This is a genomic window from Pedobacter sp. BG31, from assembly GCF_042464845.1.
Classification (GTDB): Bacteria; Bacteroidota; Bacteroidia; order Sphingobacteriales; family Sphingobacteriaceae; genus Pedobacter; species Pedobacter suwonensis.
On record NZ_JBHNZK010000008.1, the window covers coordinates 15,703 to 31,125 of the forward strand.

Genomic DNA, 15,423 nt, shown 5'->3' on the forward strand with positions numbered 1-15,423 from the left:
AATTGTAAAGCGTGCGCTGTAGCGAACGTTTGGAGATTGTTTTCCCTAAAAGCGTAAAATAATTTATTTGTGAGGTGTATTCCGATAGGTTTTTATATAGTCGGATGGATTCATCCCGAATAAGGCACTAAATTGTTTACGGAAATATTTGATGTCGTTAATCCCCACTTCCCAGGCGATTTCTTTAATGGTATAATTGGATTCCACCATGAGTTCAGCAGATTTCCGAAGACGGATGAATCGAATAAAACCGGCTATTGATTGGCCGGAAACAGATTTGACCTTCCGATACAGGCCGGAATGGCTCATGCCAATTTCTTGCGAAAACTTTTTGATGTTAAACGTTTCATCAGCAATATTACGCTCAATAATATTGATGCAGGTTGATAAAAACTCGCGGTACTCTGGTGAGATCTTGAAATTCTGCTTTTTGAGCGTAATCTCGTTATAAAAATATTGCTGTAGTTTAGTCCGGTTTTCAAGCAAAGCTTTAACCCTCGCCTTTAACAATTCTTTTTCGAAAGGTTTGGTAATATAATCGTCCGCGCCACATTGAGTACCTTTAAGCCGGTTTTCGGCATCAGATAGTGCCGTTAATAAAATTACCGGTATGTGCCCAAGTGTAGGGTTGCTCTTAATGGCGCTACATAGCTCTAATCCGGTACCATCTTCCATCAGGATATCACTGATAATGACGTCGGGCAAATGTTGAATGGCCTGTTCAAGTCCCTCTTTTCCACTGGAGGCGGTAATAACCAGGTGGTCATTTTTGAATATGCCCTGAATGTATTCGCGGATACTTTCGTTATCTTCTACGATCAGAATAAGGTCTTGTGTGCTTAGCAGCAGATTTGGATCTGTTTTTAATGTGGGTGGAGTTGGTTTGGCCTGATCTTCAGTCTGGAAAGTTTCTGCTGTAATATCTTCATATATGGTGAGATCGCCAAAATGGCATTTACCTTTTTTGAACGACAGGAAGAAGGTGGTTCCACATCCAATGCCGCTTTCATAAGAAATCTGTGCACCATGCTGATCCATAAATTGCTTTACCAGATATAGACCGATACCAAAGCCCGATGCAGAACTATTTTCCCTGACCTGATAAAACCGATCGAACAACTTTTCTTTAACATGGCTATCAATACCGATCCCATTATCTTTTATACTCAATTCTACTGTGTTTGCTGTTTCCCATAGCTGCATGTTAATTTCGCCATAAGGTTCGGTGAATTTGATCGCGTTGGAAATCAGGTTATAAAGGATTGCCTGGATCTTTTCCCTGTCGGCATATAGCTCAATTAGGTTATCGGGGCATGTAAACTGGTAGTTTAAATTTTTTAATGTGGCCTGGCCAGAGAAACTGATATGGACTTCTTTGCAGATTTCGGAAAAGGGAAGTTTTGAGATCTTTAAATCTTCACTCTCCCCGCCAACTTTTCGAAACAGCAGCAACTGGTCTACCAGTTTCAGCAATCGTTTTGCATTTTGGTAAACCAGATCAAGACCTCCTTTACTGCCAGAGGCCGGATGATGTTGTATGTAATCTTTTAAAGGATTGATGATCAGCGTTAGTGGTGTGCGAAACTCATGCGAAACATTGGTGAAGAAAGCGAACTTTTTTTCGCTCAGCTCTTTCTCTTTTTGTGCATTTGTCTGGGCAGTTTTAATTTCGTAATTTAAGTTTGCCTGTCGCACTCTGTAGGCATTATAGGCATATATTACTGCAGAACCGATAAGCGCATAGCAAAAGTAAGCGAGCCAGCTGCGGTACCAGGGTGGGAGCACGTTTATAATCAGCAAGCGGTGTTCCGGCCCCCATCCGCCAATGTAATTATTGCGTTTAACGTGTAGTATGTACTTGCCATCTGTTAACCGAAGAAAGGTAACAGGAGCTGATGCCGTGGTTTCAATCCATTCATTATTACCTCCTTCTAAATGGTATGCAAATTTAATTTTGCCCTTATCTGCAAAATCTATAGCAGAAAAACTGAGTGATAAAACCGCTTCGTTATACGGTATGGTTAATTCGGAAATCCGTTCCTGATTAGTTTGGTTTACTAATTCATCAGTTACGCTAATAAATCGGTTGTTCACATACACCGATGATAGATAGGTGGCGGGGAGGTTTGCAGGGCTCGACTGAAAGTTTTTCGGATTAAAAAGCGTAAAACCTTTGATGCTGCCAAAGGCCATTTCGCCAGATCTCAGGCGTAAAGCCGCACTGTACGAAAATTGATTGCTTGATAATCCGTTTTCACTATAATAATTGTTAAAGGTTTTATGCACCGGATCGAACCGGGATAAACCATTGAAAGTACTAAGCCATAAATACCCTTGATCATCCTGAAGGATGTTAAGCACCGAATTGTTGCACAGGCCTTCCGCATCAGAAAACTGGGCCTTTATTTTTCCCTTTATCCTGTCGAACAGGATCAGGCCACCGCCCTCCGTGCCTAGCCAAAAGTTGCGGTTCCGATCTTCGAATATGCCCCTAACGGGTTTACCTATTGTATAATAGACATGTTGTTTTTTCTGGGTATCTATCTTTACCAAATCATTTGAAGTACCGGCCCAGAGCTGGTGGAAAGAATCCTCTTTAAAGTCGTTGAGATCACAAAGACTGGAATCAAACAGTTCAAACTGATCATTTTGAGCGTTTAATCTGTATATTCCGCCATCAACGACTGTGGTTGCCCAGATCATATCTTGGTGATCCTGGTAAATAATCCAGATATAATTGCTCTCCTTACCCTTATCATTAACGCAACGATATCTGATAAAAGATTGCCGCTGTTCGTTAAACCTGTTAATACCACCGCCAAAAGTGCTTATCCATGTGCTGCCTTTTCGATCTGTTAATATGCTTGTCACGATGTTGCTGCTTAAAGAATTTGATTTGGCCGGATCGTGCCTGAACTGGGTAAAGCTATTTGCTTTGGGGGAGTATAAGCTCATTCCCCCTCCATCAGTTCCTACCCAAATGTCGCCATTAACTTTTTCAGCAAGGCAGGATACATAATTATGGACCAGGCTGTTTTGGGTATGTGGATTATTACAGAATACTTGAAAATGCTTTTTTGCACTGTCAATGATCACAACGCCTCCATTTAATTTGGAAATCCATTTACGGTTATCTTTATCATTATACATGGCAGGTATGGTTTCACCGCTGGTATAAGCAAATTTATGTGGGGTGAGTTTAGCCTGGCTAATTTGTAATGTTTTTAAATCCAAGATGGACATACCACTTCCTTCGGTCCCTATCCAGAGCTTATATCCTGGATGTAGCAGGAGTGACAATATGTTTCCGTTTGACAGTTTCTTTTTGGATGAGACTCTTGGTATTTTATTATCATATATAACCGAAAATTGATACAGGCCCTCCCTGGTTCCAATCCATAGATAATTTTCCTTTGCCAGTATACAGTTGGTGAGCATCATTTCAGTACTAACCAGAACCAGTTTTCTCTGCCGGACATCAAAACGATATAATCCTACTCCACTTACAGTAATCCAGATGTGGTTCTGACTCCCCTCCACAATACCGGTTATATTCGCATTGGAAAGTGACCGGTTTTTGTCGCTATTTAATATTTTATATGGGTATTTGTCTTGCTTACCTTTATAATACATTCCAGCCCCATTTGTACCTATAAATAAATTCCCCTTTGAGTCGCGCACGATGGTATTTACTGCCATCATTGATTTGATAGGTTTATCCCCTCGCTTAGGCGAGTAATATGCCGGCGCAAATTTCCCGCTTCGCTCATTATATATGGCCACGCCTTGCCCCGTACCCACCCATATGTTATTTTCTGCATCTTCGGCAATACAATAAATGTAATTATGAGGAAGTGAGTAATCATCTTTAAGCCGGTTACGAAACACCTTAACAACGGTCCCGTCGTAGCGGTTCAGTCCATCGTAAGTACCAAACCACATATAACCATAATGGTCCTGAAAGATACACCTTACCGAATTATTGGAGAGCCCCTCATTGATACTAAACAGGCGCTCGTCATTCTGATCGGCTGTGATACGCCCGGTGAAGAATAATAAACAGCATAATAACAACAGGTATTTTGGCATAATTGGTCAGTTTTTTTTAAAAAAAATCTGACTTTTGGTATTCATCAAGATTTTATGCATATCAATATAGTTGCAGTTAATAAAACTCAAAGATCATATAGAATCTTTAATCCTATCCTGATTAGACGTGTAAATTTGGTTAGCAACAATGATTAGCCTAAGCTGTCTATTGTTTTCATCTAAGTTAGTTATTTTAAATTAAATGTTATGATAACGTTTAATTTATTTTTCTCTCAAATTATTCAAAATGTATTCTGCTGGAAGAACTACGCAACGCGGGTTATGCGGATTAATTTAATCCGGCATACCCTGAAATAGATCAGATTGCTATCGGATCAGGTTGACTGAAAGTGGACAGTTGTTTGTGCTGGGCTTACTTCATCGAGCGATTTTAGGCATTTCGTAGCAGGTGTTTTTATTAAAATAATTTGTAAACATCTGATAGATAATTTATAAATCTGTAAATCAGCTAAATAGGATGAAGAAGCATGAATTTAGGTTAGCTTAAAAAGCTGTGGGGATTGAAAACCGTTTATATCGATAAAATTTGTTTAAGGGATAAACGAACTGATGATTTGATATCAGTATATCTGAAAACATGAGGCGAAGGAAAATAAGAATATATTATGGCAGCTCATCGTTAGGCTATCCACAACTATATTGTAATATCGTCTTTGCTGAGGCGGAATACCTACAGTTTTGGCAGAGCAAGCTTCCGCTTAGCATTTTTGACAGGAAATTGTTTTCCGGAAAATCAGGAAGTGCTGGCGGCTGAAAAAGCCATTGCATCCGAAAGTTATTAATTTCGGGAAAGACAGGACTACTTATAAAATAGCCAGGGAGCATAAATGTGTAACCTGAGTTATTCATTTAATGCTCCCTTCAAGCTATCATCTATCTAACTAACTAATAAACGCCGTCTAAATCCATGGCACGCACAACCTTAACGTGTCTGAATGCCCCGGTTTCTGACCATTCCGAATCATAATTCAAACCATACGGCCAAAAGTGACCGCCTCCGGCACTGATATTACTGGTTGGGGTTTCTAGCGCCCTGATGGTAGCTATACCATTCGCACCAGAGTATGTTCCTCCGTTGGTCAGGTTATACCAGCCCCCGGTTTGTCCTACGCCATAGCAATGCCCCATTTCGTGCATAGCGGTACGTACATTCTGATAACTTGTATTTGCTCCGAAACTAATGCTGCCATTTACGTTAGCTTCGGCGGTTGGTACACCTGTATTGTAAGAAACACTGAGGGTTCTCGCATCCCAATCGGCACCGGCATTGTAACGTGCACATGCATCATTCATCGCATTTGTGATTCTGGTAATCACATCTGCAGGAACACCGTTAGTTGAGGTCCACGCCCAGCCAACCTGGCCGTTATATTTTGTTTTCACCAAAACCCATTGCTGGTTATCGCCGCCATGTGAATCATATTGATTGATATCGCCTCCATCTTCCAATGAAGAGCCCCATAGGTCAAGCGCCTTTCCACTTGCCCTGTTTACAATGCGATAGTAGTTGCTTCCCAATGATACGAACTGCCATTGCTGGTTATTGGCGCCTGTATAATCGTTGATCTGAATATTGCCACCATTGGTATTATCAGCCGCGGTTAAGGCCCGGTTGCTCTCTACACCGATTATACTGTAGTATCCACCAGATAGCGAAGTGAGTTTCCATTGTTGATTAGTTCCACCTGTGCCGCCCCACTGCCATACACTGGTATTGTTTCCATTTTGCCCTCCAGGTACATCGATAACCTTACTGCTGGTTTTACTCATGATATAAAAGGTTCCATTTGCAAGTGCCTGTGGAATTTCAATAGCCTGAATGGCCTGGACTTTCTTTTTGGTTATTGCCGAGTTAAATGTTTCCGTCTCGTTGGGGTTTACTTCTGCAACCTTTTTACAACTGGAAGTAAAAAGGGCAGCTAGTAAAATCGCACCCATGTACTTTAAAAAAAGCATTTTGTTTTTCATCATAACGTTTAGGTTTTTTATATGGTAGTTTACGCGACAACCAAAGTTTTATTTTTCCCAAAGGCGTAAAATTTTGAATTTGGAAAATCTCTGGGCTTAAGCAATAAATTCTGATTTTTTTAGGAAGCGATTAGGTTCAGCCTGGCTTTAATAAATAGCAATTTTCATTTGGAATTCCCCTTGCAGGTGATGCTGATTTCCTTTGTCTTACTGCTGTTAATAGTAAACATTTTAGATTCATATAAAATTTGGTTAGGTGAATACAGGTAAGTATTAGTAATTACTTCTGTGTTTCAAATATAATATACAGTCGGTTGTAAGAGGGGTTGTAAATCAATCGATTTTGGGGGGTAAATCAATCAATTTATATAGGTGTTGATGAACAATTGAAGAAAGTGGCTACATTCACATCAAGATTTAACCGGCTCATAAATTAAAACATAAATTTAATTTGCTTTGAAATCATTTTCATATTGGTGTTTACCTGACAAATGGATGTGGCAACACCGGCGATAATAAAATATTTCATCGTGTTTTTTTACATTTGAAAATAAATGTTACTTGCACGTTTATTTTGTTTTCGGTAGAGGTCTGTTATACAGTTAAATATTTGTAAATGGTTCTCACCAATAATGCTTAATCAAACTATTAATCACAGGCTAAACTTTTAAATGCCTGTTAGCATCCCAAATAATTTGAACGTATGAAGTTTTATTCGAAATGTATGGTGATAATTGTCGCATTGGCAATTGTTTTTTTTAAATGTTTTTCACAGGAGGTAAAGTATCCAAATAAATCTGAAGGGTATCTTTTTGCTTATTTTGAGGGATCGGGGCCAGGGAATGTTCAGGAGCAGCTCCGGTTTGCAACCAGTCCTGATGGAATAAACTGGTCTGCACTAAACCAAAATGATCCGGTAATCAAATCGGATACCATTTCCAATTCTGGCGGCATCAGGGATCCGCATATCCTGAGGAAAGAAGATGCAAGTGGATTTTATATTACGGCAACAGATATGAATACCCATAAAAACGGCTGGGCTAAAAATACAGGAATTGTGATGTTAAAATCTTCAGATTTGGGCCACTGGAGCCATAGTGCTGTCGATCTGGCAAAGGAGTATCCTGCAACTTTTGCCAGGGTGAAGTGGGTATGGGCTCCACAAACGATTTATGATCCGATTGCCAAGAAATATCTCGTGTATTTTACCATCAGGTTTGAGGACGATGATAAGCTTGATTTTTATTGCGCCTACGCCAACCAGGACTTTACCGGTTTTGAAAAGGAGCCAACTTTAATGTTTAGCCCGAAATTTGGAGGTATTGATGGCGATATTATCTTTAAAGATGGGATATACCACTTTTTTTATAAAGGAAATACCAAGGTAGATGGAAAGGAAGTAAAAAATGGAATTCAGCAGGCCACATCCCGATCATTGCAGGGACCATGGGTGGAAGACTTTAAATACCTGGATGCTTACGCCGGAACAGGCACTCCGGTAGAGGGATCAAGTATCTTTAAACTGAACAATTCTCCGGATTATGTATTGATGTATGATTTATATACCAAAGGAAGATATGAATATCAGAAGAGTACCGATCTGTTTAACTTTAGCGATGCACCATTGTCATTCACCAAGAATTTTTTTCCAAGACATGGAAGTGTGATCGGGATAAGCGGTCAGGAAGCCCGCTACCTAAACAGTATTTGGAAAGGTGTTCCCGGTGAGTTGCTTATTCCTAAACTTCCCGGCGACCGGTTTCAATTCGTAGCTGAGGGAAATCCAATTATCACGCACCAGTACACTGCAGATCCTGCAGCGATTGTGGATCAGGGAACACTATGGTTGTTTACCGGGCATGATGCAGGCGGGAAGCAAAAAACGTTTAAAATGGAAGATTGGTCGGTTTTTTCAACAACTGATATGAAAAACTGGACACAATACCCTGTTCCGCTTAAGCTTTCTGATTTTTCATGGGCAAAGGGCGGAGATGCTTATGCGGGGCAGGTGATTAAGCGCAACGGCAAATACTATTGGTATATCAGTACAAATGCGTTGGGCATAGGTGTTGCCGTTTCAGATCGACCTGAAGGACCGTATAAAGATGCAATCGGAAAGCCGCTGCTCACGAATAAAGACTGTTATGATTCTAAAAACTATTGGGCCTGTATTGATCCAACTGTTTTTGTGGATAAAAAAGGGCAGGGGTGGATATTCTGGGGAAACAGTGAGTGTTATTACGCCAAATTAAAAGAAAATATGATCGAAATTGATGGCGCTGTAAAAAGAATCAATTTTGAAGGTTTTAACTTTACAGAGGCGCCGTGGATACACGAGGAAAAGGGTATCTATTATCTGTCTTATGCTACCGGTTTTCCTGAAAAAATTGCTTATGCAACGAGTAAATCCTTGGATGGGCCATGGAACTATCAGGGTATTTTAAATGAAGTAGCCGGGAATAGTGATACCAACCACCAGGCTATTGTGAAATTTAAAAACAAATGGTATTTCTTTTATCACAACGGAGCCATGCAACCTGGAGGGGGGAGCAATAACAGATCGGTATGTGTAGATGAAATCTTGTATAACAAAGATGGAACGCTTAAAAGAGTAATCATGACGAGTGAGGGTGTAGGGAAGAGATAGTCAGAAAATACGGAGATAGCAATTTAGTGTTGCTGGTGAGTGGAGCCCACATGGCTTTGCGAAATCCTGAAGGCCGTAAAGAATCTTTTTTGGAACTATATTCGAATAAATGTAATCGCTACGATAACTTTAAGCAACACCTACAAACGGATGTTCAAATGATTTGAAGCGTATTGGTCGAAATGAAGACCCGTGAATGGTATTTACTTTTTTGGAAAGCAGTTCCAGAAGCATCTGGTCTTTTTAGTCCCGCCTTCGCTTCAAGTCCTCACTCGTGCCTCGCTCCGGGCTTTATGCTCCAGTCGGATTTAGGTGGCCAGGATAGTGGATTCTATTTTCGTTTTATCGCAAATTGCAGAGAGATGAAGTTTTCCTGCACAGGCCTTGGTATTTAAACGGGATGGGAGCGGCATACTTTTGCTGTAAAGGCAGGGGGGCGTAGAAGGTCAGCAGAAGATATAGCGGACAGCCCGGCAGAACCCAACCGATGATGAGCCACAGCACCTTTCCAAAATAACAGAACTCACCAATCTTATTTAATGTGCGTTACGGATGCTTTTGATTGTATAGCAAAGCATGTTAAAAAATGGTACAAAAAGCCCCCAAAGTAGTGTTTAACTTTTTGGGGGCTTGCTTCTACCTGGTAGCAATGTGGATAATCGAACTCAGGTTAAGTTGGAACCATTATTTTATGGTCATTTTAACAGTAAAGGTAGCAGTCACTTTATTGCCTGAAGCTAACGTATAGACCAAAGCCTGTTTAATGGTATACTTATCGCCTGTATTAACACGGTTAGGATACTGACCAGCGTTGAGTTTAAAATTTTGTGCATCAAACTCGCAAAATACCCGCGAATTAGCTGAACTGTAGCCAACCACATAGCCATTGGCATCGAACCACTGCCCGAAACCATTGGCTGTTAGGGTAGCATTTAAGTTATTATTAGGTTCAAGTGCATAAAATTTAATGTCGGTGCCTATTTTACTGGTAATATCTTGTTTAGGTAGTTGAAAAGCAGTAGCCAGTTTAGCAATATCAATTTGAGCTGTGGCATAATCGTAAGAGGTAGTGCTTCGGTTCACTTCGAGGTCGTAAGTAAAGGCCACATCTTTAGGTGCCTGATTGTTGTAGCCAGGTAAACTGGTGTTCTGGAACTTTACCTTATAGGGCCATTGTTCATCATTGGTATTGTTTTCATCCCAGGCATGCGGATGGTATTGGGCAGGCGCCCCGGTTACCACAAACCAAAGGCGGCTGCAATTTACCGGAATAGTAAATGTTGCATTTCCGGAGGCACTTGTGAACATGGGGCTATAGCTTCGCGTTCCATTTGTTGATAAAGCAACGAAACCATACCTCCAGCCGGCTATGCTGGCATCTACCTGATTATATCCCGAAGCGTTTGGCAATCCTTGAAATGCCGCGGTAACAATTGTACCCGCTGCAGGCACCTCTAAGGGCATCACATTATAACCGGTTGTTTGCGGGCAAAAGCTTGGGTCAGGCTGGAAAGAACCATCGTTCATCAGGTTCATTTTGTAATGATGTGCGCCAATTTTACTTGCCCCCAGCGTACGGATGTTATCAATATCCCAGGTTACAAATTTAGATGCAGCATCATATAATTCATCGTTGAGCTGGCTCACAGAAAGTCCGTATAAACGCTGATAAACCTGAATCGGATCTTCATAAGTCTGTGACGCCTGCCATATTTTGCCAATAACCGCTATACCTCTTTTTTGTGCCCAGTACTGGTGGATCATATAATTGGCATAACGGTAATCTTCGTGGATGAGGTGTTTCTGGTAATTATCCAGGTAAGGATCAAACCAGCTGCTAAAAAGTTCATTTGGGTAAGAGGTAAAAGCCTGCCATTGTGCCGTTTGTTCCCAAAAGGCATTTCCCCCTGCACCATTTCCCCCAAAACCCCACCTGAAGCCATGAGTGGTACCTAAATCGCAGGATACCTGGTATTGGAAACTATGGCCAATCTCATGCGCGATTGTTGAACCGACCGGCTTGCAGGTCTGTGGGCTTACCCATAATGCGCCGATTGTATCGTCATATCCTGAACCAGTTGCACGCCAACCATCTTCATAATATAAAAAGATCATCATTTTGTATTTGTCCAGTTTTGAAGTTCCGTTTCCAACGGTGGCAAATTTTAATGTATTTACATTTAGGTTGTAAAAAGATTCGGCCTTAGCCAGTAAATCATCAATATCCACACGGTATTTTGAATCTACATTTGCGGAAGAAGGATTGTTAGTACCATATCCTTTTCCCCAGAACAATATAAAATGATCGGATTGCTTTGAACGGGCGTAACACCATTCGCTTTCGGTAGCGTTCCAATCCATATTCTGCATGGATGTAGGTTTGTAAATCTGCAGGGCGGTAGCAGCCTGCGTACCGGTTTCATTTGCCGGAGGATCAGGCGCGACTTTAGCTTTTTTACACGAGGTAAAATTTAACAATAAGATTAAGGAAAGTACAACACCTATTCGCCGGTGCAGTATTAATTTTGATAAGTGGTTCATGGGTTTAGGAGTTAATTGATGTATTCAGCAAATTAACCAGAACCCTAAAACTATCATTACAGGTTTTTACCTATAAATAACTCATTTTTAACCTGATGTCATTATTTTATCTGGAGGCAGCTGTTTCTTCGCAATCAGCAAACTTTACCTCCATCAGGAAGATTAACGCAGTATTGTCCGCCCCGGGGTGTTACAATAGCATTGGTGTTGCCAGAAGCCGGAGCGGCAGCGGTAACAAATTGCATTTCTGCTACCCGTGACAAAAATTACGAAGCTCTTTTTTTGTCCACTTCACCATATTTTGGTATATTAGAAAATCACTAGGGATGATCACCCAAATTAATCCGTCTGATTAAAAATCTCCCAAAAAATATTCCATGTCCACCTTTACGCTACGTTTACCCCACATTTATGCCACCTTCCGGCCAGGTTTGCTTCGTACCTGCTTGCACACTGCTGGCGCATTGCTTAGTACTTGCATTGGTTGAGTAATGGTACTGTCAGCGATCAGATAGACCAAATATCTGACGCGCTTTCGGTCGGCAGGCTAACAATAGCTAAATAAGCGGTAGAGTGAAAGTTATCTTAAGGTATTGTTGGTCGGAGCAAAACGAGTCACAGACTCTTTTCAATTATTAGTGGGTAGAGTCCTGCGGACAGACAGGTAATTTGCTGTGAGAAAATCTGATTTCGCTTTCGGATTGGGGCGTTTTGCCCCAATCCGAAAGAGTTATTTTAAGGTTACATCCAGGTAAACCGAATGGCGACCGTATGTTTCGTAAAATGGTTTGAAAGCCACATTATCGATGGTGAACTGTAGCTGCTTTGGATCACCTTTAATGCTTTTGCTGATGTCTTGTGCATCTAGGGTAATTTTACGCCAGTCTTTTCTCGCTTCTGGCTCCTGGGCAGCAAGCAATATGGGGCCGTAAAATAGGCTGGCAATATTTTGTTGGTCCATTACCGGATCGAGGTGGAATGTGAAAGGCATTTTCAATTCCACAACATCTCCATCTTTCCAATTGCGGTTAATTTTAAGATAACTGCCCGGGCTGGCCACAAGCTTTTGTGTAATGCCATTGATTTTTACAAAAAAACCTTTGTTTGCCCATCCTGGCACACGCACATTGATGTCGAATTTTCCATTTCCATGAACCGTTAGTTTGGTATGGTCTTCTTTCGGGAAATCTGTTGTCTGTTCTATTCTTATCTTTCGCGCTTTCCAATCTAATGTAGAGGGGATATAAAGGTTTACATAAAGTGCATCATCATCTTTGCTTTTAAAATAAATCGAATTCTGTAGCTTGGTACTGCTTTCTAATGCGGTACCATTGCAGCAGGTAAAGCCGGTCATGTCTCCATTGCTGAACTGTTTTGCAGAACCTGGTCTAAGTGAGATATGATAAGTATTTCCGGGATTGTCTTTTGCTACGGAAGCTAAAATATCATTATATAAAGCGCGTTCGTAGTAGTCCATTAATTCCGCTTTTTGTTCAAAAAGAAACAAATCGCCTGTAAGTTTAAGCATGTTGTAAGTGGCACAGGTTTCATTTTGCCCACCTTCAGAAAAGCCGTTTTCATATAAACTTCCGGGCTGTGCGATAAAACACTCTGCATTGGCCGGATTTCTTGCACCAGCAACACCACCTATGCTATACATGTAGTTGTTTACAACTTTATGCCAGAAGTTATCTGCAATTTTAAAGTAATCTGACTGTTGGGATACCCGATAAAGTTCCATACTGCCAACAATCTGTGGAATATGCTGATTGGCGTGAAGGCCACGAAAAAGATCTACATTTTTAGCTAAGCCACTGCTGTGCGCGTCGTCACCATAAAATAAGCGGATATTATCAAAAAGCTGTGCCGCTTTTAGGTATTTTTCATTTCCGGTGATTCGGTAAAGATGTGCCATTGATTCATTCATGCCGCCAAACTCACCGGCAATATAGGTATTCCACATTCTGGTTAAGGTTTGTTGTGGTAAGCCACTTAGTCGGATATATACCCAATCAGCCATATTGGTGGCAATTTCAAGTGCTTTTTTATTTCCGCTAACCTCGTAAATATCAATCAGTCCGGCTAATATTTTATGTAAAGTGTAATAGGGACCCCAAATCTGATTGTTTTGACCCCCATATTTAGCGCCATTTTCAAGCATGATAAACTGATCTGGTGGATAAGCACTTATGAAACCTTTTCCCCAATTCCAGTAATCCCTTCGGATTCCCTTTTCGCTGATATCAGAATCATAAGCAGTTTTTCCCGGACCGTAAGGAATAGCCAAAGGATCGGCAATAAATGCACCTCCCGCTTTTTGAGGTTTTCCGGATAGTTGAGATAAGGCATAAAGTGTATTCACCATATACGCCATTTTATCGGCGAAAATTTTCTGCAATGTTTGGTCACCACCTGAGCCGGCATAAGCCTGTGCAATAGCGCTTAAATAATGTCCCGTGGCATGGCCCCGCAACTTAGTATCTTCGCTGTCCCAAACGCCAAGCGATTTCGCACCAGCAGGCTGTTTCTGACCAAAAGCATGGCGAAACATATATAGGAACGAATTAGGGTCTGTTTTAGCCAATGTACGGATAAACTTATTCCTGTTTTCAATAAATTTTGTGTCATGGCCTTCGTGGTCAGCTTTCAGGGTTACCTGGTTCAAGGCAAAAGGTAGTAGCTTAATATCAGGTGTTGCACTTTTGTCGCTGCCAGTTACGGTTACCAGTGCTTTTGGCTTAAAGTTTGTTCCTGGTACATAACCCGTAATGGTATAAGTTCCCGGTTGGCTAACCGCTGAATTATCTGTTGGATTGGGCCAGATTACTTTTACCATTGGGCCGGTTTTACCGGTTTGATAAGTTCCGGCAATGGCCCCGGGTAAGCGGGGAAGATCACCAACACTTGTTGTCACTTCAATATGATCTACCCGAGTGAGGTATTTGGTATATAACTGAGCGGCATCTGCAGGGAAATGTTGCAGGTCATCATCCGTTTTTGCCGAAGTGTTAACTGCCGTTTCATTAGTTTGGTTTTGTCCGTGCTGATAAACCGAAATAATTTGTTTTGCATTTAAGGCGACCCGATAAATCCTGAAATCATGGATTAAAGCATTCAGCGCTTTATTTTTGGCTGACAGGGCATTGCCAAGGACCAGTGATTTCCTATCCGGTTTATGCTCACCCAAAATTGATGTCAGGTCAAAATTGATGTCTTTTTCTTCAGCAACTTTTTTACCGTTAAGGTAACTAGTCATCGATTTTGAAGCAATATCGACAACAATGGCCAGATGTGCCCATTGGTTAAGAGCAGGAGCAGCCGCCTTTGTGATATTCGATTGCTTTCCATTTTGGATAACAGCAAGAAAACCCTGATCAGTCTGTTTAAGATTAAATTGTGAGGCAAAATGCCTTTCCGAATTTTGACCGAAGTCGAAAAAGCACTGTTCCGCACGCTCACTTTTAAGCAAAACCCAAGCGGTTACGCTAATGGATTCAACATCGGTTAATGCTCCGTCAGGTATACTTACATAAGTTCCGTTAGTTCCCGGCAGAGCAAGCACTTTTCCGAAACGACTGTCTTGTACAAATTCGGGTTCACCTCCAATGAGGTTTGCATTAAAGCGATTTCTTGACCAATCTTTTAAATCGCCTTTAAGTTCATACCTGGCACTCATGGCCGTTTCTCCAATACCATCCAGGATCTGATCGCCGTTTTGGGCCAGCGCGATGTTGCTTGCAAATATAAAAATAGCAAGATATGGAATAGTGTAACAGCTTAATTTATGAATTTTAATATTTAACAGACTTCTCATAAGAGATAAAATTACGCAAAAAGCATTATTGAGAAAACGCTATAAATTGCAGGTATTGTGCATATTTTAACCTTGTTTGAGGATGAATAGGTGAAATAACTATTATCAGCTTTTGATTTAAAGCCCTCGTCAACCTGACCTATAGCGAAGCGGAGCTATGGAATTAACTTTATTTTGGAGTATTCAAGTTATAAGATGCTCATCACGTAGTAGCTACCAGGAAATTGAAAACGCTAATTCTATTTGTAAAATGATTCTGCATGATTAACTGGTTTAGCAAGAGATATTGATAAAACAGTTTTTTCGTCAATAGTTATCGGCTTTAATGAATAGCATCGCAAAT

General features: G+C 40.9%; 5 protein-coding genes. 1 reads left to right on the forward strand and 4 read right to left on the reverse strand.

What is annotated here, in order from left to right; translation table 11 throughout:
• Positions 1–63: 63 nt before the first annotated feature.
• Positions 64–4,089, reverse strand: a complete 4,026-nt coding sequence (locus ACFE6N_RS11675; protein ID WP_378936596.1) for a two-component regulator propeller domain-containing protein — start codon at positions 4,087–4,089, stop codon at positions 64–66.
• A gap of 906 nt (positions 4,090–4,995) precedes the next feature.
• The gene (locus ACFE6N_RS11680; RefSeq protein ID WP_378936598.1) at positions 4,996–6,081 is read right to left on the reverse strand and encodes an RICIN domain-containing protein; all 1,086 of its coding nucleotides are present in this window, start codon (positions 6,079–6,081) and stop codon (positions 4,996–4,998) included.
• A 721-nt stretch (positions 6,082–6,802) separates the two neighbouring features.
• Here ACFE6N_RS11680 and ACFE6N_RS11685 point away from each other — a divergent pair.
• Positions 6,803–8,725, forward strand: a complete 1,923-nt coding sequence (locus tag ACFE6N_RS11685; protein WP_378936600.1) for a family 43 glycosylhydrolase — start codon at positions 6,803–6,805, stop codon at positions 8,723–8,725.
• A gap of 684 nt (positions 8,726–9,409) precedes the next feature.
• Here the strand turns inward: ACFE6N_RS11685 and ACFE6N_RS11690 are convergent.
• Together ACFE6N_RS11690 and ACFE6N_RS11695 are read right to left on the reverse strand one after the other, a co-directional pair.
• Positions 9,410–11,266, reverse strand: a complete 1,857-nt coding sequence (locus ACFE6N_RS11690) for a DUF4859 domain-containing protein (RefSeq protein ID WP_378936602.1) — start codon at positions 11,264–11,266, stop codon at positions 9,410–9,412.
• Between the two features lie 730 nt (positions 11,267–11,996).
• Positions 11,997–15,080 (reverse strand): beta-L-arabinofuranosidase domain-containing protein, encoded by a 3,084-nt coding sequence (locus ACFE6N_RS11695; RefSeq protein WP_378936604.1) that lies wholly within the window; start codon positions 15,078–15,080, stop codon positions 11,997–11,999.
• Between the last annotated feature and the right edge of the window lie 343 nt (positions 15,081–15,423).